This window comes from uncultured Exiguobacterium sp., from assembly GCF_964277885.1.
Taxonomy (GTDB): domain Bacteria; phylum Bacillota; class Bacilli; order Exiguobacteriales; family Exiguobacteriaceae; genus Exiguobacterium_A.
Genome location: NZ_CAXYJR010000005.1, coordinates 1,654,835 through 1,677,538 on the forward strand (window position 1 = coordinate 1,654,835; position 22,704 = coordinate 1,677,538).

Sequence of the window (22,704 nt, forward strand, 5' to 3'; positions counted from 1 at the left end):
TTCTGTCACTTGCCTACGTGATTGTTTATTGTTGTGTCGATCATAGATCTGCTGTCTTAAATCCAATCACATCATAGTAATGTTGCTGACCGTCAAGAATGAAGGAAGGACCTGGTTGCCCCCTTCTTTCTCGGTGACCGGCAAGGTGTACCTCACTCGTTTCCCACGCTTTCCAGTCTTGTTCCGATTCCCAGCGGATCAGGACAAGAACTTCTTCTTCCTCTTTTGTACGCTTCTTATGTAAGACACTTAAATCGAGGAATCCTGGTTGTTGCTCGATGATTCCCTTTCCTGAAAAACGCTCGATCATTTCAACAGCACTTCCTCTTTTGACTTTGAATGTTTTTAATTGAATGAACATCACCTATCACCCCTTCTAATTGATAATGAATATCATTTTCGTTAACACTATAGCATTATTCCACCGGTTTTTGTCAACAACTGTTGTTAGAATACGTTTCATCGTTACAAAAAAATCCCTTCACCCAGTGTAATCTGAGTGAAGGGATTTAATTTAAGCCACACGCGACGACGATTGTGTCTCCGCTGTTTTCTTACCGACGACAGCTCCGATCACTCCACCAATGATGGCTGGTACGACCCATCCGAGACTGACGGAAGCAAACGGTAATACCGCGTCGAACACTTTCGTGACAGCTGAGACGTTAATCCCTGCTGTCTTCAATCCATCAAACAAGCTGACAACGAATGTCATCCAAAGCGCCCCTTGATAGACGGCTGGTTTACCTTTAAAGAGTGGATGCAAGAATGTCAGGAAGATGAGACAGATTGCCAGTGGATAAAGTGTCATCAAGACTGGTTTTGAGACGGCAAGTAATTGATTCAGACCGATGTTCGCAACGAGTGCGCTGAAGACCGATAGACCAATCGTCCATTTGACGTACGAGATTTTTGGCACGAGTGCCGAGAAAAACGATGCACAGGCCGTGATCAAACCGACACTTGTCGTCATACAGGCGACCGTGATCATCAGACCGAGCAAAATTGCCCCATACTCACCGAAGTAATGATCCGACACAGCCGACAAGATCTCTGCGCCGTTCGCCAGTTGTCCGATTTCCGAGACACTTGAAGCACCCATGAAGGCAAGCGCCGAATACGTGATTGCTAGCAAGGCTGCTGCGATCAATGACGCTTTCGTACAAATCAAGAGTAACTGCCGCTTTGATATGACACCTTTTTCCTTGATCGCTGCGATGATGATGATCCCGAAGACGAAGGCACCGAGCGCATCGAGAGTCATATATCCTTCCTGGAAACCATTAAAGAAGGCATTTGACTGATATGTCTTCAAAGGATTCTGAAAACTTCCGATCGGATGAAGGACAGCGACGACGATCAACAGACCGATGAACGTGATCTTGATCGGTGTCAGTACTTTCCCGACGACATCGACGATCTTGGTTGGATTCAACGATAAGAGACAAGCAACCGTGTAGAACAAGACCGTGAAGATGAGCAGCGGCCAGTGGCTCGTCGACTCACTGAAGAACGGCTTGATTCCGATCTCATACGAGACCGTTCCGGCACGAGGAATCGCGAAGAATGGTCCGATTGCAAGATAGAGGATGACCGAGAACCCGATTCCGAACATAGGATGAACGCGTGACGCCATCGCTTGTAGATCGCGTTCCCCTGAAAACGCGAATGCGAGAATCGCAAGCAATGGTAGACCGACACCGGTGACAAGGAAGCCGGCATTAGCGACCCAGACATGCTCCCCTGCGAGCTGTCCGAGCATCGGCGGAAAGATAAGATTTCCTGCCCCGAAGAATAAGGCGAAGAGCATCATGCCGATGACGATGATAAATGATGTTGGAACAGTTTTAGACATAATAAACCCCCACTGATGATTTCCGACTTCATCCGCTCCCTAAGCAGATAAAGTACTTCGTTCGAAAGGATAACATACGTTTAAGAGCTCGTGCTAGGAGTTTATCTGGAGAATATTCTGAAAATTAAAGAGGAAGTTTGATGGAACTTTAGTTTAAAGAATTTGTTACGTCTGTGCGTCGAAGCATGAAACCGGATTCATAAGTTCATCTGACGTAGTAGGAAAAATAACAACCTTTGGATAAAGTAAATATATGGATAATTAAACAGGAGGTTTTTCCCATGAAATCGATCTATCTTCTTAGCGCCACCCTTTTACTTGGTAGTTGTTCCCCGGCTGCCGAAAAACCAGAGACATATGACATCTCGTTTACGCACGAGAAACAAATGATTCAAATCATTCCCTTGTATAAGGCATATGACAATTATATTCAAGCGGTTTTGAAACATCCAGAGGACAATGAGGCACTATATAAAAAATATGTATTGGGCGCTAAAAGTGACGTCATCAAAAAAGAACAGCTCCAAGCCATGCCTGTTCCTAGCCTCTATGAACAGCCTTCGGAAAACATCAAGGACTTAAAATTGATGAATACATATTTGAAAAAACACCATCAGCGCATCATGAAACAGATCAAGTCCAGTCTCCTGACTTCGATGAAACAACTTCCACGGGATGAGAAGCTCGTCGTCTTCGTCTCCCCGACGACACCAATCGAACATGATGATGCCAAACATTATGGTGGTGTCAGCGGTGTCTCTCAAGGAAACAATTCGATGAGTCTGTTCTTCTTAAAGGATTTTTCGAAAAAGTCATTACGCAATACGACGGCGCATGAATACCATCACACCGTTGCACTCGATGAGCCGAATCGTGCGACAATGCTCGATTACATCATCCTCGAAGGAAAAGCGGAATTCTTTGCCCATAAGCTTTATCCAATGGAATCATCGGAAGCGATTGCCCCTTTACTTGACCATTCCTTGGAGCATGTGATTTCGGAGCTGAATGCGGAACGATTGACGACGGATGATCTGTTCTTTGGAAATTACGAAAAACAAATTCCATCGTTCACGAAATACAGACTCGGCTACATGATCGTCTCCGACTTCGTAAAACAACATCCGGAGATCTCCTTGAAGAAATGGTCACGGATGTCATCTGTGCAAATTCTTGAAAAAAGCAGTTACAAGAAAAAATTAACGATTCGCTAAAATCAATAAAGCACGAGACAACGGGAGCATGCATCTCCTTCGTCTCGTGCTTTATTAGTTAACCTTCGTATTTTTTGACGATCGTCGCCACCCCTTGACCGCCCCCAACGCATAACGTCGCAAGACCATGCGTCTCACCCGTCCGCTCGAGTTCATGGATCAGCGTAACGAGAATCCGCGCCCCGCTCGCACCGATTGGATGACCGAGCGCGATTGCACCGCCATTGCGGTTGAGCTTCTCATGCGGGAACTGTAGCTCCGCATCGACCGCGAGAGATTGTGCCGCGAACGCTTCGTTCGCTTCGATGACATCGATCTCCTCAAGCGTCAATCCCGCCTTATTGAGTGCCTTTTGGACCGCTTGGACGGGACCGATTCCCATGATGCTCGGGTCGACGCCAGACGTTCCGTTCGCGACGATCTCAACGAGTGGTGTCACGCCGAGTTCTTGTGCCTTTGTCGCGGACATGATGACAAGTGCGGCAGCTCCGTCATTGATGCCAGATGCATTGCCTGCCGTGACCGTTCCGTCCTTTTTGAATGCCGGGCGCAAACGACTGAGTGTTTCGACAGACGTGCCCGCGCGCGGAAACTCATCTTGTTCAAAACGAATTGGATCGCCTTTTCGTTGTGGAATCAACACTGGCGTGATTTCCGAAACGAACCGTTCTTCTGCTAATGCCGTCTGCGCTTTTTGCTGACTCGTCGCCGCGAACTGATCCTGGGCTTCGCGGGAGAGTTCATAGGCGTCGGCTAAATTCTCTGCCGTGATTCCCATGTGATAGTCATTAAACGCACACTCAAGTCCATCCTGGATGATCGTATCGACGAGCGGTTGGTCACCCATCTTCAGTCCAGACCGTGCGCCCGATAGGACATATGGCGCTTGGCTCATGTTCTCCATTCCACCAGCAACGATGACATCGGCTTCGCCCGACTTGATCGCCTGATACGCGAGATGGACGGCTGAGAGACCGGATCCGCAGACCTTGTTAACGGTCATCGCTGGACATGTCTCTGGTAATCCGGCAGCGAGTGCCGCTTGCCGTGCTGGATTTTGACCAAGTCCTGCTGAGAGGACGTTACCGAAAAAGACTTCGTCAACGTGATTCCCAGCGACACCTGCTTTTTCGAGTGCCGCACGGATGACTGTCGCACCGAGTTCCGTTGCTTTGACGTCCTTCAAACTCCCATTGAAATTCCCGATCGCCGTGCGCGTCGCACTGACGATGACGACTGCTTCACTCATCTGCTCCATCTCCTTATTGAATCGTATATCCTCCATCGAGTACGTTCGCTTGTCCCGTGATCCCTTTTGCTTTGCGGCTCGCGAGGAACAATGCATAATCCGCGATTTCCTCGACGGCGAGCAAACGTTTTTGTGGAACGAGCGGATAGATGACTTCCTCGAGTACCTTCTCAAGCTCGACGTGACGCGTCTTCGCTAAGTCTTCCATCTGATTGCGGACGAGTGGTGTATCGACGTAACCAGGGCAAATCGCGTTGACGGTGATTCCGTGTTCCGCTCCTTCAAGGGCTGCGACCTTCGTTAAGCCGAGCAATCCATGCTTCGCCGAGTTATACGCCGCTTTCCCAGCAAAACCGATCAAACCATTGATCGATGCCATGTTAAGAATCCGTCCGTAGCCTTGTTCCTTCATGATTGGAAAAGCATGTTTGATAGCGATAAACGGTGCCGTCAACATGATCTTGATCATCAATTCAAATTTCTCCGTCGGAAACTCTTCAATTGGTGAGACGTGTTGAAGACCCGCGTTATTGATCAAGACGTCAAGTCGACCAAACTGTTCGACCGTCTGCTTCAAGGCGGCTTCGACCTGTGATTCATCGGTGACGTTGAGCGTCATGCCGACCGCCTCATGACCAGCTCCGCGAATCGATGCCGCAGCTTCCTCTGCTGCTTCCGCGCGAACGTCCGTTACGACGACTTTCGCTCCTGCCTCAGCGAACGCCTTTGAGATTTCAAGACCAATTCCGCTTCCTGCACCTGTGACGAGTACGATATCTCCTTGAACCATCTGCTTCACTCCCCTACCGTCACGCGCTCGAGTTCCGGACTGACCGTGAATCGTGCTTCCGTGACTTGTTTGACGTCTTCGACCGTATGACCATTCAGCGTCTCGATCAAGACCATCCCGTCCGGTGTGAAATCAAAGACGGCCCGATCCGTAATCAGACGGTTGACGACGGCGCGTCCTGTCAACGGCAAGGTACACGCCTGTTTGACTTTCGATTCGCCGTGTTTGTTGACATGTTCCATGATGATGACGACGCGTTTCGCTCCGTTGACGAGGTCCATCGCTCCGCCCATGCCTTTGACCATCTTGCCCGGAATCATCCAGTTCGCGAGGTCACCGTTCTGATCAACCTCCATCCCACCGAGGATCGCGAGGTCGATGTGCCCACCGCGAATCATCGCGAACGATTCGGCACTATCGAAATAAGAAGCTCCAGATTGTGCCGTGACCGTTTCTTTACCGGCATTGATTTCGTCGGCATCGACTTCATGATCAAGCGGATACGGTCCGATGCCAAGCAGTCCATTTTCGGATTGCAGCATGACATGCATATCGTCCGGAATCGCATTGGCGATCAATGTCGGAATCCCGATCCCGAGGTTGACGTACATCCCGTCTTCAACTTCCTGAAGCGCGCGTTCAATGATGATCTCTCGTGTCGTTTTCATATCGATCTCCTCCTCAAGCTTCCCGGACAGTCCGGCGTTCAATGCGTTTTTCATAATCCGTTCCGACGACGATGCGCTGGACGTAGACAGCAGGTGTATGAATCTCATTCGGGTCAAGTTCACCGACTTCGACCAGTTCTTCGACTTCGACGATCGTTATTTTTCCGGCTGTCGCGACGATCGGATTAAAGTTACGTGACGTCTTCCGGAAGACGAGATTCCCGAGACGATCTGCTTTCCATGCTTTGACGATCGCAAAATCGCCGACGATCCCTTCTTCAAGGAGATATGTTTTCCCATCGAACTCCTTTTGTTCCTTTCCTTCGGCAATCGGTGTGCCGACGCCAGTCGGTGTATAGAAACCAGGAATACCAGCTCCACCGGCACGGATACGTTCCGCAAGCGTACCTTGGGGGACGAGATCGACTTCAATCTCGCCACTGAGGTATTGTTGTTCGAACGTCTTGTTTTCCCCGACATACGACGAAATCATCTTCTTGATTTGTCGCGTCTGCAAGAGGAGACCAAGTCCAAAATCATCGACGCCACAATTGTTACTGACGACCGTCAAATCCTTGACGCCCTTCTCTTGTAACGCGGTAATGGATTTTTCCGGGATTCCGCAGAGTCCGAAGCCCCCTACGACTAGCGTCGCCCCGTCAAAAATGTCTGCTGTTGCTTCCGCGAATGATGCGTATACTTTCCCCTGCTTCATCTGATGATGCCCCCTTTAAAAATACTTAGTACAAACCAGTCAAGCTATACAATCCGATCATCAAGAAGACCGTCACTGTCTTGAGAATCGTAATCATGAAGATGTCCTTATACGACTGACGATGCGTCAGCCCCGTAACGGCAAGTAACGTGATGACGGCACCGTTATGCGGTAACGTATCCATTCCGCCGGACGCCATCGAGATGACACGGTGCATGACTTCCGGTGGTACGCCACCCGATGTAATCGCCTGCGTATATTTATCTGACATCGCACTTAACGCGATCCCCATCCCACCCGATGCGGAACCAGTGACGCCGGCAAGCGTCGTCGTCGTAACGGCTCCGTTGACGAGCGGATTCGTGAATGTCTCCGAGATTCCGCTTGAGACGGATTTAAATCCTGGTAACGCCGCAATGACGCCACCGAATCCATACTCAGCACCTGTATTCATGACCGCTAAGAGCGCACCACCAATACTGATGTTCAGACCAGCTTGGAAGTTCGTCTTGATCTTTGGGAAATCATAGAGCATGGCTGCGAGAATTCCGATCAATAACGCCATTTGGACGGACCAGATCGCAAGAACGGCTGGTGTCTCGATTTTTCCGAATGCTTCTAGACCAATCGCCGAAAAATCGAATCCTTCTGGATACCATTTCGGAATCGAAAGTGTGAAGACTTTGTTCATAACGGCAACAAGGACGAGTGGAACGAAGGCAAGAACTTGCCGATAGACCGGTTGACGATCCGTCTCGAGCGTCATTTCTGGTTCATTCTTCAACTCCATCTGCGGTGCGGCACTGGCAGCCGTTGCTTCAAATCCAGCGTATCCTTCACCTGCTTGATGGGCTTTTTTCTTACGTGACTCGAGATACCACATGCCGACGACTAGGATGAACAATCCACCGACTGAGCCCATGATCGGCGCAGCGTAGATATCCGTTTTGAAGAACGTCGTTGGGATGACGTTCTGAATCTGAGGTGTTCCTGGTAAGGCATCCATCGTGAACGTGAACGCACCAAGTGCGATTGTTCCCGGGATGAGGCGTTTCGGGATGTTCGCTTCGCGGAACAAGTTCGCAGCGAACGGATAGACAGCGAACACGACGACGAATAAGCTGACGCCGCTGTATGTAAGAATGGCGCCGAGTAAAACGATAGCAAGGATGGCGCGCTTCGCACCGATCATACGGATGATCGTCTTTGCGATCGACTCCGCGATGCCGGACATCTCAACGACTTTTCCGAAAATCGCTCCGAGGAGGAAGACCGGGAAGTACGCTTTGATGAAGCCGACCATCTTTTCCATGAAGATATTCGAGAAGAAGGGTAACACCCAGTCCGGGTTTGTTAGTAAGACGGCGAACAAGGCACAAATCGGAGCAAATAGGATGACCGAAAAACCACGATAGGCAACGAACATCAATAAGGATAAGGCAAGAAGAATGATGACAAGTTCCATGAGTAAGATCTCCTTCAAATTTAGTAAGCGCTTTCATATCGCTTCTTCATCATTTAACAATGCAGTATCAAGGAGGTCAATTAAATTCCGTTAAACTATAAGCTCAGCTTATAGAAATCATAAGTTCACATTATAGACACAATTAATTTGTCGAGTTTATTTTTTCGGCAAACAGGAGTTAACCCTTTTATGGCGTATGTATCTCTTAAGTACGCACTTTTATTTGAAAGGATGGACATTTCATGAAAAGCATCCTTTTTGACGTTTTGCATAACGTGACGCTATTAATGGCTGGTTTCTATCTGCTCGGAAAATTATCACCGCTCCCGATCACACGTGACTCCCCACGGCTGACACGCGTATTGTACGGTCTTGCTCTAAGTGTCATCTCGTTACTACTCATGCAGATGACGATTGAAGCAGCACCTGGCGTCATGGTTGATTTGCGTCATATTCCGGTCGTCGTCGCTGCCTACTTTGGTGGCGCCATCCCGACAACGATCGTGACGATTGCAATCATTATCTATCGTTTCAGTTTAGGAACGAATCTAGCAGCCTTCACCGCATTCGGCTTCATTGTCGCCGTTGCTTTAGGAACGAGCTTAATCGTTCGCGAAATGCCCTCCTATGCAAAACGGACGTTCACACTTGTGACACTATATGCGACGAGTTTGCACGCCCTTGTCTTATGGATCGTCTTACCAAAACAAATTCTCTTACTCGAAGTGATGGCAGTCGTCATTCCTGCATCGTTCATCAGCAGTTGGCTTGCCCTGCTGATCATTCGTGATATCCGCCTAACGAAACAGTCGTTACGGATGCTCAAGCAAAAAGCACAACTCGACTTTTTGACGGGATTAAATAATTCACGCGCCTTCAATGAATACTTCACAGATGTCAAACAACGATTGATCCTGAGCAAACAGTCCATCGTGTTACTGACGATCGATATCGATCATTTTAAACACGTCAACGATACGTACGGTCATGAAGCAGGTGATGAAGTGCTACGGCAGTTCGCCAATCGACTGCGCGATGGAGTGGCAGAAAGCGGGTATTTATCCCGTAACGGTGGCGAGGAATTCTCTGTCCTGTTTGAGGGCGTGCCACTCTCTGAAGTGATTCCTTTAGCAGAACAATTACGTGAACGGATCGCCTCCAGTCCGTTTCGATTAACGACGACTGACCTGCCGCTCACGGCATCGTTTGGTTTAGCGGCTTTTGATGAGACGACCTCTCAAATCGATCAGCTCTTACCGGATGCGGATGCCGCACTTTATCAAGCAAAACAACAAGGGCGAAACCAGGTCATCCTGTTTTCAGCAACAGCAGAATCTGCCGTCAGCTTCCAAGAATAACGATGGACGTCACCTCTAAAATCCGCTACCTTTAAAGTAGAGGCAGGTGATTGATATGAAGTTAACAAAAGGTCCTTATATCCTGATCGGTCTTCTCTTAGGACTCGTGTTCGGATTCATTGGTGACAACTTCTATTTGTATGTATCAGCAGGTATTCTCGTCGGAGCACTGCTTGAATTGTATGTTGCATACGAACAACGCAAAAAAAATAAAAAATCATGATGGAGGTACCAGCATGACATTCAGTGATCTATTCCTTTCAACGCTCTCGTATATCGGTGTCGCGACCGTACTCCTTGCCATCGGTGTTGTCCTGTTCGAGGTGACGACGAAATCGAAGGAACTCGAACTCATCCGTAACGGGAAGAAAGCGGCCGTCTACGCCTTCGGTGGACGTATTCTTGGTCTCGCCATCGTCCTCTATTCGAGTATTTCGAACTCTGTCAGCATTCTCGATATGGTGTTGTGGGGTGCACTTGCGATCGTTTTACAAATCGTTTTATTCTATCTCGCGGATTTACTAATCCCACGTTTGAGCATGACGAAAGAGATTGATGCGAACAACGAAGCAGTCGGCTTGCTGCTCCTCTTCTTATCGATTTCGATCGGTTTGATCATTGCTGGGTCGCTTACATATTAAAACGCATGAAAACAGCCCTGGATCATTATATCTAGGGCTGTTTAGATTGTATATCATTTAATCCATATTATAGATTCTAGCTTTATAAGGTCGTAATCTAACTGTGTCATTCGAAACGTTCAAATTTATCCATCCTAAACCCCATCAATATTAATTCCAAACTGAAGTGATTTCTTTTTCAAACATGACGGCCTCTCCTTCTTGAGAACGATCGACCTCATCTTTTATATGATGTACAGGTGCGACGACCTCATTCCAAGCACTCTTCAGATAGTTTGCTTGATCGACGTTCATCGATTCCTTACGATGCATATTGCTTGCAACATATTCAAGCGCCTCAATATAAGTAGTATAGTTCTTCGCTACTTTTTGTAAGGATTTTGATTCTGGATCATTCGACTTGAATTGGAAAGATTTTTCGATGTGGTGCATCGTATCAATCTTCGACCTCAGTTCATTCATGGTCACATTCTTTGTAATGGAATCACCCGTCGAATAAGGTGCAAAGTTAGCCATATCTCGCATCGATCTATCGATGTAGTCTTTTCGATTGACTGAATTGACGGTCTTAGCATCCATCAACTTCTCATGCTCTTTATCTATATAAGGTGTTGTATAAGGGATATATCCTGCTTGATACGAATACAAGCTTCCCCCGATTAATACAATGACTGTCGAATAGAAATATAAATATCGTTTTTTCAAAATACGCTCTCCTTAATGCTATGGAATTTTATGTATCTTACATCCTTCTATTAAGATCTGTAAAAAATGTTCGGGAGCAGTAGACTCCTCATAACATCATTCCTTTCTTTCAAATTGCTAATTTTTCAATCCTTCATCGACTTTTGATCCACTATAAGAAATTTAGAAACTATTACAAAAAGTGGATATGTTAATACAATGGTGATTAAAATGAAGCCTAAACCAGGGCTTGGCATGTCTCCCTCATTCGTGACTGGAATAATCCTACTTATGAGATATGTGAATAAAACAAAATAGACGATCCAGGAAAGACAGATGATTCGTTCAAATGACTTATGTAGAGTGGACTTGAAGGTGATCCGTCTAATTAAAAATGGAATACTGATTAGAGTGATGCATCCGATCATGATATTCAGAGTCCAAAACATACTTGAAGACATATCAGTAAGTCTTATGATTCGATTGATATTTAGCATGAATTGTAATGGAACGAATAAAGCGATGGCATATAAAAAACTAGCTATGTTGATGTTTAAAAAAGGTTTTCATTCAATGAATCTCCTTTCGAAAACAATGTTTTTCCTTGAATCATGATTGATACAATCCACATCTTACCAGACCGTGCTTTAGGAAAAGAGATTTTGAGTGCTGTTTTTCACTTTTTTTAATATTTAAAGTAAGATAGTTCTCTTTTAAATCGTGGTCAAGACTCTTCCTTTGTACGTCTATTAAATGACACACTTCTAATGTGTCGTTCAATAAACTAGAATCCTTAGATGTCTATGGAATGAAAATGATATATTAATTAAAGACTGCATCTTATATCGTTGTACCTAAAGTGTTGTCAAACATTCAATTTTGTTAATTATCGATGAAATCTAACTAAGGGAGACAGTATGAACGAAATACTAATGTATACCAATCTTGCTATTGCAAGTCTTACGATCCTTATTTCCTTTACAAAAAAAGTAGAGCAACCAAATTTTCGAGTACTAGTAATTGGTGTCAATCTATCTATTGTTATAGTAAGTATCGTGCTTTTTATACTTAAAGATAGTGCCACATATAGCACGTTTGTAAAAACACTCTCGATTAGTATCTATATGATATTATTTGTAACCTATGACATCGCAACTAATCGACTTAGAAACATATTAATCTGGTCTTTCCTAGTATGTGCGACTGTACTCATCTCTGGGCTTTTATTAGAATAAAATAATAGCGTTAAAATGACCTGATGTAGCAATCAGGTCATTTTAACGCTATTGAGATGAGTGTTTCGAGTAAGGAACGAATTCAATCTGCACAGTACATGATAAGCTTTTCAAACATCGTTGTAATGAATAGATACGTAAAATGATTTTACGGAGTAATCATCACCATAACGAAAAAACATACAACAGCCGCTAAAATAGCACCTGTTATCATTTTGAAAACAAATGCCCAGTAAGATAACGATTGTCTGTTATACCGATCCAACTGCCGGATAGGTAAATTAAGTACGAGCAGAATAACTCCAAATGTTAAAATCATAAAAATATTTGTGTTGAGTTCATAGCGACCAATTAGCATTGTCGTGATAAACAGTATAAAACAAGCAATATAACATCGTATTAATAGTCCTTTATTCACATATCCACCTCACGGATCAGCATGATTATTTCCTTTTTCATACTATACATTATAGATTCCATACGTATGCTTTTATTTTTCTTTTCGAATAAAAGAGCTACATCCTGATATAACATATCGCTATTTTAACTAAATATACGCGAGGAGAAATGAATGAAAATTAAGCTGCAAACATTAAATGGGATCGAAACTCATCAATACATACCAATCAAATGTAACAGTTCTTTTCCTGAAACCTATTACGCGGATCTTTTAGGAAACATGGATGAAACATCGCTACAGTTCATTTCGAAAAAAATGCAAATCAATATGTTGTATTTCTACATGAGATTTCATTATTTTATCGAGAAAATGTCACAGAGTACTGCCAAGATCAGAATTTATCTATCCGCTGGATAGGTGAAGGAGATAGCTATAAATTCGCTAAAATAGACGTTGATACCATTCAAAAATTTAAAAAATGTTTTTTCTTAATCAATTTAATCACTGAACGCATGGGAGATGTCACGTTATTTTCGGTAAGCGATAATTTAGAGATTCCGATTGGTGAAGCCCTTATAACAGATGGTAGATTTTTTATAACTGAGAACAGCGAAAGGGAACGTGTTAAAGTTCTTATTTCGGAAGACGTATATGGCACGTTTCGCTTGATGTCTAATGATCCGATGTATACTCTGAAATCCTTAAAGGAGAAGTTAGACGAATTGATTTTCTTCGTTTAAAGAGCTACTAACTCATTAAAAAAACTTTCATATTCTTAAAAAACTTTTTCTAAATATACGGCTATGTTATTGCAACTACAATTAAAACGGCTAGAGCCCGTTCAAATCCTGGACTTAAGCCGTTTAAATACCTCATAGCTAATTGCTGTTATTTTTCAAGTTCCTCTAGCTCCGTCCGCGAACGTGGAAAACCATTCGCTTGCCACTCGGCTCGATAGATCGAATCGAGTTTCGTCAATCCGACCTCATCCGGGTCCTTCGCAGCATCTGGACTCGGATCCTGATCGAGATGCGCTAAATAGTCACGTAACGCATCTGTCTGTGTTCCCTGTTCCCGCTTCCTGTATAACAGTAGACTCGCACCGGCAATGACACCTGCTCCGAATAAATACCGTTTTTTCAAGCCCATACGGTTTCCTTCTTTCTTCCCTTAAACCAATCCACCGCCGTCACGTAGTCGTGGATGCGCGATACGTTTGACCTTTCCCTCTTCGACCGTCAGGACATGATCGGGCTGTCGCTCGAAGTAACCCGTCTCGAGTACACCAGACCAGCTCTTCACTTCTTTTGCGAACAATCGGACGTCCGAGATGGCTGATAAGTCTACGTCAAGAATCACGTGCCCTCCATCTGTAACGAAGGGACGATCGTCTTTCAGCCGCAACGTTGCGGATACATGCTTATCACGCAACCGTTGTCGTACATACGGTAACGCAAACGGATCCAGTTCGACCGGTAACGGTCCGCTTAAATGATGGACGAACTTCGAGGAATCTGTCAGATAGAGCAATTCCCGACTCATCAGTGCGACGATTTTCTCGCGAAATAATGCACCGCCACCACCTTTGATTGTTTGAAAGCGTCCGTCAATCTGATCAATCCCATCGATCGTCACATCGATTTCCATTCCCTCTTCCAAATCAATCAACGGAATGTGTAACTGTTCCGCGAGTCGTACCGTCGCAAGTGACGTCGCTACGCCCCGAATCTGTAGACCTGCCTGCACAAGTGGACCGAGCGCCTCGATGAACCGTTCCGTCGTCGAGCCCGTCCCAAGACCCACTATCATCCCGTCTTTCACGTAAGTTAGTGCTGCCTCAGCGACTAATTGTTTCTCCTGTTCATACATCCGCATCCCTCCCTACATTTCTGTTCCCGTTTCGATTCGTCTTCAATCGACGGAGAGAGAGGATTCCGTTAACGTCAGATACTGCTCAATCGCCTGGACGAGCGGTTGCTGGGCTTCCATCCAAAACGCGACAGATGTCGGATCAGCATCGAGATGACGGTTAACGATCTCATCGATCGTCGCTTGACCGGAATCATGCATGACCGCTTCAAAGACTGCCGAAAATTGACTCGGATCCGCTTGAACCGTCTGATACAGACTATTGCTGAGCAGATAACCGATCGTGTAGGGAATGTTATAGAACGCAAGATTCGGATTGAATAAATGACTGATGTACATCCATTTATATCGCGCCGGTTCAGGCAATACTGGACCATAGGCTAACCGTTCTTCCTCTTGCAGGAGTTCACTTAACCGTTCGGCACTGACCGTCCCTTGTTGACGTTCCGCATAAAAACGTTGCTCGAACCGGAACATGCCGGGAACGATGCTGGCATATTTCAGCCCTTCTCGGATCTTGACCTCTAGGAGAGCGAGTACTTCTTCTCGTTCCGTCGTCTCTTTGATGGCAGCATCGAGCACGAGATTCTCCATGAACGTCGAAGCCGTCTCCGCGATGCTCGTTCCTTTGATTTGATTTAAATAGGGTTCGTCTTGCAGTAAATAATTATGATAGGCATGACCAAATTCATGAGCGAGCGTCGCGACATCCGGATAACTGTCGCGGTACGTCATAAAGATCCGGCTCTCCTTGGCAATCGGAAAGGCAGCGCAGAATCCGCCCTCTGCTTTTCCAGGACGATTCTCTGCATCGACCCATCCCTCACTAAACACGTTTTCCGCGAAGGCGCCAAGCTGCGGATTCAATCGTTTGAATTGTTTGGTTACAATCGACTGTGCCATCTCAAACGGAACGTGACGCGCGGAGCGATAGGTGTTCGTCTCAAAATCATGCCATTCTCCCGTCACCCGATCTGCTTGGGCAATCTTTCGGGCGTAATAGGCGTGAAAGAGGTCGCGGTGTTGATCGAGTGCTTCCATCATCGCTTTTAGGCTCGCTTCCGAGATTCGGTTCTGCTCAAGCAACTCAGTCAATGGTTGCTCCCAGTTCCGCATCTTGTAGGATTGCAATCTGAAGCCGGCAATCCGGTTCAGAATCGTCGCAAACAGGTCAGCTTCTTCGACACAAGTGGTGTCAACTGCTGTCGCTGCCGCTAGACGAGCCGAACGGTCAGGTGCGAACATCGCTTCGTGTAGCCCTTGACCGATCGTGACCTGCTTTTTGTCCAAGTCGACGCGTAATGCCATGAAACGCTGTTTGTAAAGCTGTCCCCAGCCTTGGAACCCATCCACACCGAGATCCTGCAATAATTGTTCCTGCACTAGTGGTGCACGACGGGACTGGATGTCACGGCGTTCGTTTAAGAAAAAGACGTATGGTGAACCCGTGACGAGCTCCTCCCACTCTTCTTGTGACAGTGCGGCGATCTTCGTATCGAGTGCTGCTGCCTCACTGCGCACCATCGCTTGTACGATTTCAATCTCTTCGAGCAATGGATGGACTTCTGAGCGCGAGACATCTTCAGCGTACAGACAATAAATAAAGTCGCTCCATTCCTCGACGTCGCGCGCGACTTGCTGATAACGCTCGACCTGTTCTGCCACATTTGCCGGACGTTTCGTCAACGCCGCTTGTATCGTAGCAATTCCTGCTTTGACATCGTTAATCGTGTAGAGTTTTTCTAATTGCCATCGTGTGTGTTTCATGCTTTTCCTCCTATGCGTGATCTATTCGTTCTTTCATTCGTGAGGACACTCGACTTCTCCTGTATTTTCCATCAGACACAAAAAAACTCCTTCAGCTATTGACTGAAGGAGGACATCCTCATAAGACGAAGAAGTAGACACATAGGAAATGCGCTAGGCTACCAAGTAGTACGAAAATATGGAAGATTTCATGGAATCCAAGATGTTTGAACGATAAGATACGTGGCTTCAGCCCATAGATGATGCCACCAATCGTATAGAAGATACCACCAAGGAACAATAATCCGATACCAAGCGGTGATAAGACTTGCGCGAGTGGTGTGATCGCAAATACCATGATCCAACCCATTCCGATGTATAGCGTCGTTGATAACCAACGTGGACTGTTGAACCAAACCAATTTAAAGGTGATTCCAGAGACTGCAATCAACATGACGATGCTGAACAAGACCCAACCGGTCGGACCGTTCAGACTGACGAGACAAAACGGTGCGTAAGACCCGGCAATCAACAAATAAATCATCGAATGATCCAACCGACGCCAGATCGCGATCGCCCGGTCACTCGCAAGCACCATATGGTAGGTCGCTGAGACGGCATAGAGCGCCATCATACTGACCCCAAAAATAATCGCTGCAACAATCGCAAGTGATGCCCCCCGTTCTAACGATGCCTTGATGACAAGTGCCAGTAACCCGACAAAAGCAAAGACAGCCCCTCCAAGGTGCGTTAATCCATTAATCGGTTCTCTCATATAAGCTTTCACTTTCGTTCCTCCCCTGATATGTAGTTTTGAATACTACATGGCGTTATATACGTATTCTATCATATGATGGAGAAGTAGAAAGTCCTATTTTAGCGATTTTGGAGGTTTTTTTATGACACATTCTGACGACACGAGACAAGATCGTCAATTACGGCTCGAAGATATCCCGAATATCGATCTTTATATGGATCAAGTCATCCAACTGTTCGAGCGGACATTTGAGGAAACGACGCGAAGTGCAGACGAGACGATTTTGACGAAGACGATGATCAACAATTATGCCAAAAAGAAATTATTCTTTCCGGTCACGAATAAAAAGTATACAAAGGAACACTTGATTCTGATCAGCTTGATTTATCAATTGAAAAGTTCGTTTTCGATCAATGATATCAAGACGATGCTTACTCCCTTAAACGAAGGCATCGAACAGGATCAACTCGATCTTGAAGGGTTTTATCGCAATTACCTCGAACTGACGGAACGAAATACAGCCCGCTTCGTCACCGAACAAGACGCTCTGACCGCCTCGACGACCGACCCACTGGAACAGATTTTAGCGTTGGCTCATATGAGTAATTTGTACCGGCGTGCAGCAGAACGATTGATTGACACTCAACTGAAAAAATAAGAGAACGCTTCCACTGCGTGATACACTAGAAGAAAAGGCAAAGGAGGAACAGTCATGGAGATCGCGACGACTTTCTTGCGACAGCTGGATCATATCGCACCAGACTTCAGAACGTATCAGGATGGCATTCTAATCGAACTGGCATTTGATCGGACGATCGGCACAGAGCAGGTTTCCGCAAGCGCATTACTTGAAACGGCAGACGATTTAACGGCACGACTACGTACGCAAACGACACAAGCATTACTGCTCGCTTCGAAAATCCATGCCTTTGACACTCATGCACCGAGCCGGATTGCTGAGATGATGTCGATTCATGGCTATTTTAAATCGCATCGTTTGTCGCATCCCTTGAATGCATACTCCACTGCCCTGTTCATCAGTCGTCTTTCTCCACAGGACGCGGTACTCGAGCGGACCGCTCAGTTATATGCTCGTCTCAAAAAACAGCATCGTTTCATCGTGTCACCGCTATTGACCTCCTTCGTCTATTTTCACGCCGCGACACGCGGTGAGTTAGACGAACTCGCCTCGCGTATCGAAACAGTCTATCAACGACTGAAACGACGATTCGGTCGCGCCCAACAGACGTATATCGTCGCCTTGTTATTCGCTTTATTACCAGAGGATGAGTGGGATCGTTATCTCGCGCAATTAGAGGCGTCCCGTAAATTACATCGTAAGCATCACGTGCCCCTGTCCTTTCATGGTATGCTCGCGCTACTCGGTGATCCAACCGTTCACGCTTCGTCACTCGAACAAATGGCAGAGGCGTTACGGTCTGATTTACATTTTAAGTATCGGAAGGACTTAGTCTACTTGACGGCAATCCGATTATACTTGAGTCAACAAACGATCCTGCAACAGCTCTTCCCATCTTCAATTCTCCCGCCGGACAGTGCCGATGTGATGCCGTTCTTACTCTTCCCTGTTGATTTGACCGATACGTCCCATGCGACGGACGGCGGGATCGACGGAGGATTTGATGGTGGCGGTGACGGCGGCGGGGGTGGCGAATAAAATTCAAAAACAATACAGCAAAAAGGGCAATCGACGCGTGGCATTACTGCCGAACGTCGATTGCCTTTCATTTTAGTCATTCTTTATCTTGTTGGTTGTCATCATCAGACGGCTGGACATCGCCATCTTCATCTGAAGCATGGGACAAATCGGGTGCCTCTTCACTCGAAGCTTCTTCACTTGATTGATCTGCTTCTTGCTCTTGATGCTTCGATTCCTCTTCATCCTTCGATTTTTCTGGAACCTCCGCATGGTTTTGCGGATCACGCCCCGCAATCTCATCCTTCGTCATTCGGTTACCTGAAGTAATCGGATCCGTTTCTTTATCGTGTTGATCAGCCATTTGGCATCCCCCTTAAAATGTACTTGTTCTACCTTTTAAGGTATTCCCGACTGAAGAACGGTTAAACCTCAGCACGTCCTCGTATAATATCCTCAACAAGTAGTTGATCGATCGGTTGAGGATGATGGACCTCGTATCCTTGCACATACAACAATTCATCTAACGTTTGAATGTGCTGCAGCTGTGACGGTGTTTCGACTTCCTGAATCACGAGCGCGATGTTCAACGTCGACGTCAAGGAATGGACAGAGCGAATCATCGAGCGCTCCAACTGATTTTGAACGAGACGACGCGTAAAGATTGGATCGAGTTTGACCGCTTGGACAGGCAAGCGTAACAACGAATTGAGTGACGCATAATGACTACCGAAATGATCGACGGTCAGACGATAGCCTGCTTGGCGTAACTGTTCCAAGCGTTTGATCGCAAAACGACGACGTGTTTGCAGTACTTCCTCACGAATTTCAAGAATGAGACGCTCATCCGGGAAGTAAGACTCTTCTGTTAGTCGAATTAACTCGGAAAAGAGTTGATCCGACTCGAACTGATTTGCCGATAGATTGACGGCGACCGAAATCTTACGACCAAACGTTTCTTCTAGCCGACGTTGATCCAAGATTGCCTGACAGATCGTAAATCGACCAATGTCCGGAAAAATCTCCATCTTCTCAGCAATCGGAATGAAATCCGTCGGACTGACGAAGCCAAGCACTGGGTGGTTCCAGCGCAAAAGTGCTTCAACCGCGACATAATGTTCTTGTTTCGCATCGACGATCCATTGGTAATAAAGCTCGAACTGCCCCCGTTCCAGTGCATGCGACAGCTCTGATTCAAGGACCGATGCAAACGGGTGCTGTTCCGCATGCCGGTTTGGATTGACGAACGAAGTCCGTCGTTTTCCGTCGTGTTTGACTTGTTGCATCAAAGCTTCCGCTGCATAAATCTGCGTCTGACGACTCGCCATGTCACCCGTCAAGAGACTGACACCAGACGATGCCGTCACGTGAATCGGTTCGTCCGCGACACCAACGATTGGTTGCTCGATCGCTTCCGTTACGATGCGGGCATAGTCTATTGCATGCTGTTCGAATTCTTGCTCTTGCTCAAGTTCTGCCAATACGACGAACTCATTACCATCCATCCGTCCGACGACATGATTCGGTAACGGTACATATTTTAGACGACTTGCAATTTCACGCAACACTTCATTCCCTATCCGGTAACCGTGCGTAGCATTGATCGCATGAAAACGGTCGAGGTTCAAGACCATCAAGAAAGCTGGATGAATCGTCACACTCGAAATTAAACGATTCATATAGCGTTCGTTATAGACATCTGTCAAAGCGTCTTTGATGACATACGTTTCAACGTTGATTGATTTACTAATGATGTCAGCGTAATGTTCCACAAGTGCAATATCCTGCTCCTTGAAGTCAAATGGTTGATCGTCGAAGGCGCATAACGTCCCGATCTTCTCATTCTCAGCATTCTTGATCGCCACTCCCATGAAACTTCCGTTCCCGAGTGCTTTCGTAACCGGATGATTGACCGTCAACGGGTCATTGAGCAATTCACTGATTGAAACCTTTCCATCCGTTTCATCGACGACTAGCTTACAGAGAACGTGTTGGAAGACATGGGTCGAGCCTTCTTCAATCAATTGTCGCTCTTGATTGATGGCCTTGACGACAAAGTTGCTATATGAATCATTTAATGCAAAAAATAACGTATTGACGCCGATCCGTTCACTGAGTTTTTCAAGAATTTCCTCGACGAGCGGATGCAATGCTTCATAACGAATGTGTGAGTTATTCACCGTGTCTTCCTCCTTTCTCAGTCGATTGTCGGTCATGCGTCGAGCGGGAGTTGAATGATAAAGGTACTGCCCTCTCCTTCCGTCGATTGGACGGAAATCGCTCCCCCATGATCAAGCACGATCATGCGACAAATCGCGAGCCCTAAGCCGGTTCCACCGATTTTACGTGTATCCGAGTTATCTGCTCGGTAAAACTTGTCAAAGATATAAGGTAAAGCTTTCTCTGGTATACCGAGCCCTTCGTCTGAAATTTCAATCCGTAATTGATCCGACTGGTTTGACCCTTTGATCCGGATTGCGCCACCTTCAGGTGAATATTTAATCGCGTTCATGATCAAGTTCGTGAACAACTGTTTCATCTTTTCACTGCTTGCTGAAATCGTATAGGATCCCGGATCAAATTGGACACTGATACGATGTGCGCGACTCGCGAGATCAAACAGTGGTTTCATCTCGAACATCAATTGTTTCACATCAAGCGGTTCTTTTTGTGTGCCATGTGTCGAGTCTTCTCCTTTTTGAATTTCCAGGATGTCATTGATCAATTCCGCCAAACGAACGGTTTCTGAATGAATCGTCTGCAAATACCGCTTTTGTCGCTTCGGATCGACTTCTCGTTTCATCAATAATTCAGTGAAGCCCATGATGGAAGAGAGCGGTGTCCGCAACTCGTGCGACACGATCGAGACGAACTCTGCCTGCTTGAGGTCGAGTTCCTTATCTTTCGTCACATCACGCAAGACGAGCATCATGCCCCATTCGACGTTCGCGATTGCAATCCGCTCAGCGTAAGCACTGAGGAGCAAGTTTCCCCGAAATGCTGATAGTTCGATCGTTTCTCCCGGAATATCTCCATTCATTAGTTGACCGATGTAGTCATGGAGTGCGTCTGGCTGATCGACATGTTCAAACAACGACGTCGCCCGTTCGTAGGCGTGGCGGAATCCTTGCGCCTGATTGACGAGCTTCGGTGGAAACATGTTCAACAAAGCTTGGTTCGCATAGATCTGTTCCCCACTACTCTCGATGTATAGGACAGCTTCCCGAATCGAGTCCAGTAGCTGATACGTCTTGATCTTTTCATGCTCCATCTGATGGAACAGGAGATGGCGTTCAAGCGTCATTCCGAGTTTTCGTGATAGATCAAGTAAGTCCCCGACTTGCTCTAGGTTGAACTGAGGAAAAGCATGACGAATATAAAGTAACCCGACGACTTGTCCGTTACTTGGAGATTGGACGGGGATCGCCGATTCGAACTGATCGCCAAGTGGTAATTGAACCGATTTACGCATGACGAACGCCCGGCGTAAGACTGAATATTGATCGAGATCTTTTTCAATCAACTCCATCTCGTCGATGCCTTGCGCGACGAAATGATTCAACTGTTCGCGACGGTACAAGAGAATGGCCCCTTCTTCCACATCAAGCAGTTGCAACAGAATCGTCAAGACAGTTTCACAAGCCGCTTCGACATTTTGCGTCGCTAACGCTTCCATGATTTCATTGCGTTGCTTTAATTTCAGTTCGACTTCTCGTAAATTCTGTTGTAATCGATTGATTTCACGTTGATCGAGTGATGTGAGTCGTGCCTCAGCTGATGCTGGAACCGTTCCTTGGCGCAATCGGTAAGGACGGTCCTTCGAGTGGTCGCGTAAGATTCGTTTCAACGTGTATCCTCCTTTCTAAATTCATTCCTGTTACAAATTATAGCATGGTCCCTATTTGATCGACAGTTCGATTACTGTCTTGCTTATATGCTGGTTTGCACTAATGTACGAAATGCTTCTTCAAATGCGCGGTCCGCATCGCGCGTCCGTTTTTTCGGTCCTTTCGTCCGTCCCCCGGCTCGTCGGATTTGTTGTCCGACATGGCGTGTGTGGAGCAATAAATCGATATTATCGTTCGTGAACTGACGACCATTTTGATCGAGCGCGAGCCCCCCTCGCGCTAAAACGAGTGCGGCTAGACCGTAGTCTTGCGTCACGACGAGATCGCCGCGTTTCATCCGATTGACGATTGCGTAATCGACGGCATCTGGTCCTTGTCCGACCGTGATCGTCGTCGCCCCCTCCCGCATCATCTGATGTGCTGTATCACAAACTAAAAAGACGTCACGTCCCTGTCGGTGTCGAACGACTAGATCGACAACGGGACATCCGTCCGCATCTACGAAAATAGACATCTGAATCCTCCCTTATTGTTTCCACTATCAGTGTCACAA

22 protein-coding genes are annotated in these 22,704 nt (G+C 46.4%); 6 read left to right on the forward strand and 16 right to left on the reverse strand.

Annotated elements, in window-relative coordinates:
• Nucleotides 1-40 precede the first annotated feature (40 nt).
• Nucleotides 41-361: an antibiotic biosynthesis monooxygenase gene (locus ACHWTJ_RS10570; protein ID WP_394679686.1), complete on the reverse strand. Its 321-nt coding sequence runs from the start codon at nt 359-361 to the stop codon at nt 41-43.
• A 153-nt stretch (nt 362-514) separates the two neighbouring features.
• Nucleotides 515-1,855 (reverse strand): branched-chain amino acid transport system II carrier protein, encoded by a 1,341-nt coding sequence (brnQ, locus tag ACHWTJ_RS10575; protein WP_394679687.1) that lies wholly within the window; start codon nt 1,853-1,855, stop codon nt 515-517.
• 281 nt (nt 1,856-2,136) lie between these two features.
• Between brnQ and ACHWTJ_RS10580 the strand changes: the two genes are divergently transcribed.
• A complete protein-coding gene (locus ACHWTJ_RS10580; RefSeq protein WP_394679688.1) occupies nt 2,137-3,069 on the forward strand; it encodes a DUF2268 domain-containing protein in 933 nt (310 codons plus the stop codon).
• A 58-nt stretch (nt 3,070-3,127) separates the two neighbouring features.
• Here ACHWTJ_RS10580 and ACHWTJ_RS10585 read toward each other — a convergent pair whose 3' ends face one another.
• From ACHWTJ_RS10585 to ACHWTJ_RS10605, 5 genes are read right to left on the reverse strand one after another with little or no spacing between them, the layout of a single operon-like run.
• On the reverse strand, nt 3,128-4,318 hold the full coding sequence (locus tag ACHWTJ_RS10585; RefSeq protein ID WP_294742295.1) for an acetyl-CoA C-acetyltransferase: 1,191 nt from the start codon (nt 4,316-4,318) through the stop codon (nt 3,128-3,130).
• A 13-nt stretch (nt 4,319-4,331) separates the two neighbouring features.
• Nucleotides 4,332-5,108, reverse strand: a complete 777-nt coding sequence (locus ACHWTJ_RS10590) for a 3-hydroxybutyrate dehydrogenase (RefSeq protein ID WP_394679689.1) — start codon at nt 5,106-5,108, stop codon at nt 4,332-4,334.
• Between the two features lie 5 nt (nt 5,109-5,113).
• Nucleotides 5,114-5,776: a 3-oxoacid CoA-transferase subunit B gene (locus ACHWTJ_RS10595; protein WP_035398057.1), complete on the reverse strand. Its 663-nt coding sequence runs from the start codon at nt 5,774-5,776 to the stop codon at nt 5,114-5,116.
• Between the two features lie 13 nt (nt 5,777-5,789).
• Entirely contained in the window at nt 5,790-6,491 is a 702-nt protein-coding gene (locus tag ACHWTJ_RS10600; protein ID WP_394679690.1) for a CoA transferase subunit A, read from the reverse strand.
• Nucleotides 6,492-6,516: 25 nt separating this feature from the next.
• Entirely contained in the window at nt 6,517-7,956 is a 1,440-nt protein-coding gene (locus ACHWTJ_RS10605) for a GntP family permease (protein ID WP_294742301.1), read from the reverse strand.
• 242 nt (nt 7,957-8,198) lie between these two features.
• Between ACHWTJ_RS10605 and ACHWTJ_RS10610 the strand changes: the two genes are divergently transcribed.
• Genes ACHWTJ_RS10610 through ACHWTJ_RS10620 form a run of 3 tightly spaced genes read left to right on the forward strand, consistent with a single transcriptional unit; the run spans nt 8,199 to nt 9,955 of the window.
• The gene (locus tag ACHWTJ_RS10610; RefSeq protein ID WP_294749716.1) at nt 8,199-9,314 is read left to right on the forward strand and encodes a diguanylate cyclase; all 1,116 of its coding nucleotides are present in this window, start codon (nt 8,199-8,201) and stop codon (nt 9,312-9,314) included.
• 55 nt (nt 9,315-9,369) lie between these two features.
• Nucleotides 9,370-9,537 carry a hypothetical protein gene (locus ACHWTJ_RS10615; protein ID WP_197026221.1) on the forward strand — a complete coding sequence of 56 codons (168 nt, stop codon included), beginning with the start codon at nt 9,370-9,372 and terminating at the stop codon, nt 9,535-9,537.
• Between the two features lie 13 nt (nt 9,538-9,550).
• A complete protein-coding gene (locus ACHWTJ_RS10620; protein WP_023467822.1) occupies nt 9,551-9,955 on the forward strand; it encodes a DUF350 domain-containing protein in 405 nt (134 codons plus the stop codon).
• A 150-nt stretch (nt 9,956-10,105) separates the two neighbouring features.
• Here ACHWTJ_RS10620 and ACHWTJ_RS10625 read toward each other — a convergent pair whose 3' ends face one another.
• The 5 genes from ACHWTJ_RS10625 to ACHWTJ_RS10645 all read right to left on the reverse strand — a co-directional run bounded on the left by ACHWTJ_RS10625 (nt 10,106) and on the right by ACHWTJ_RS10645 (nt 16,676).
• On the reverse strand, nt 10,106-10,660 hold the full coding sequence (locus tag ACHWTJ_RS10625; protein WP_035408597.1) for a hypothetical protein: 555 nt from the start codon (nt 10,658-10,660) through the stop codon (nt 10,106-10,108).
• Between the two features lie 2,502 nt (nt 10,661-13,162).
• Nucleotides 13,163-13,423 carry a hypothetical protein gene (locus ACHWTJ_RS10630; protein ID WP_294742310.1) on the reverse strand — a complete coding sequence of 87 codons (261 nt, stop codon included), beginning with the start codon at nt 13,421-13,423 and terminating at the stop codon, nt 13,163-13,165.
• A gap of 21 nt (nt 13,424-13,444) precedes the next feature.
• On the reverse strand, nt 13,445-14,143 hold the full coding sequence (gene rpiA, locus ACHWTJ_RS10635) for a ribose-5-phosphate isomerase RpiA (protein WP_294742312.1): 699 nt from the start codon (nt 14,141-14,143) through the stop codon (nt 13,445-13,447).
• 42 nt (nt 14,144-14,185) lie between these two features.
• On the reverse strand, nt 14,186-15,910 hold the full coding sequence (locus ACHWTJ_RS10640) for a M3 family oligoendopeptidase (protein ID WP_394679691.1): 1,725 nt from the start codon (nt 15,908-15,910) through the stop codon (nt 14,186-14,188).
• A gap of 118 nt (nt 15,911-16,028) precedes the next feature.
• Nucleotides 16,029-16,676: a hemolysin III family protein gene (locus tag ACHWTJ_RS10645; protein ID WP_023467814.1), complete on the reverse strand. Its 648-nt coding sequence runs from the start codon at nt 16,674-16,676 to the stop codon at nt 16,029-16,031.
• A 112-nt stretch (nt 16,677-16,788) separates the two neighbouring features.
• On the opposite strand from ACHWTJ_RS10645, the gene ACHWTJ_RS10650 reads away from it, so the two are divergent.
• Both ACHWTJ_RS10650 and ACHWTJ_RS10655 read left to right on the forward strand, forming a co-directional pair.
• Nucleotides 16,789-17,304 carry a DUF1836 domain-containing protein gene (locus ACHWTJ_RS10650; protein WP_294742318.1) on the forward strand — a complete coding sequence of 172 codons (516 nt, stop codon included), beginning with the start codon at nt 16,789-16,791 and terminating at the stop codon, nt 17,302-17,304.
• Between the two features lie 54 nt (nt 17,305-17,358).
• Nucleotides 17,359-18,324, forward strand: a complete 966-nt coding sequence (locus ACHWTJ_RS10655; protein ID WP_294742320.1) for a DUF4003 family protein — start codon at nt 17,359-17,361, stop codon at nt 18,322-18,324.
• Between the two features lie 76 nt (nt 18,325-18,400).
• On the opposite strand, the gene ACHWTJ_RS10660 is transcribed toward ACHWTJ_RS10655, so the two are convergent.
• The 4 genes from ACHWTJ_RS10660 to ACHWTJ_RS10675 form a co-directional block, all read right to left on the reverse strand.
• A complete protein-coding gene (locus ACHWTJ_RS10660; protein WP_294742322.1) occupies nt 18,401-18,667 on the reverse strand; it encodes a hypothetical protein in 267 nt (88 codons plus the stop codon).
• 61 nt (nt 18,668-18,728) lie between these two features.
• The gene (locus ACHWTJ_RS10665; RefSeq protein ID WP_294751518.1) at nt 18,729-20,483 is read right to left on the reverse strand and encodes an EAL domain-containing protein; all 1,755 of its coding nucleotides are present in this window, start codon (nt 20,481-20,483) and stop codon (nt 18,729-18,731) included.
• A gap of 32 nt (nt 20,484-20,515) precedes the next feature.
• Nucleotides 20,516-22,150, reverse strand: coding sequence for an ATP-binding protein (locus tag ACHWTJ_RS10670; RefSeq protein ID WP_294742326.1), 1,635 nt, complete (start codon nt 22,148-22,150; stop codon nt 20,516-20,518).
• 83 nt (nt 22,151-22,233) lie between these two features.
• Nucleotides 22,234-22,665, reverse strand: a complete 432-nt coding sequence (locus ACHWTJ_RS10675; protein ID WP_294742328.1) for a YaiI/YqxD family protein — start codon at nt 22,663-22,665, stop codon at nt 22,234-22,236.
• Between the last annotated feature and the right edge of the window lie 39 nt (nt 22,666-22,704).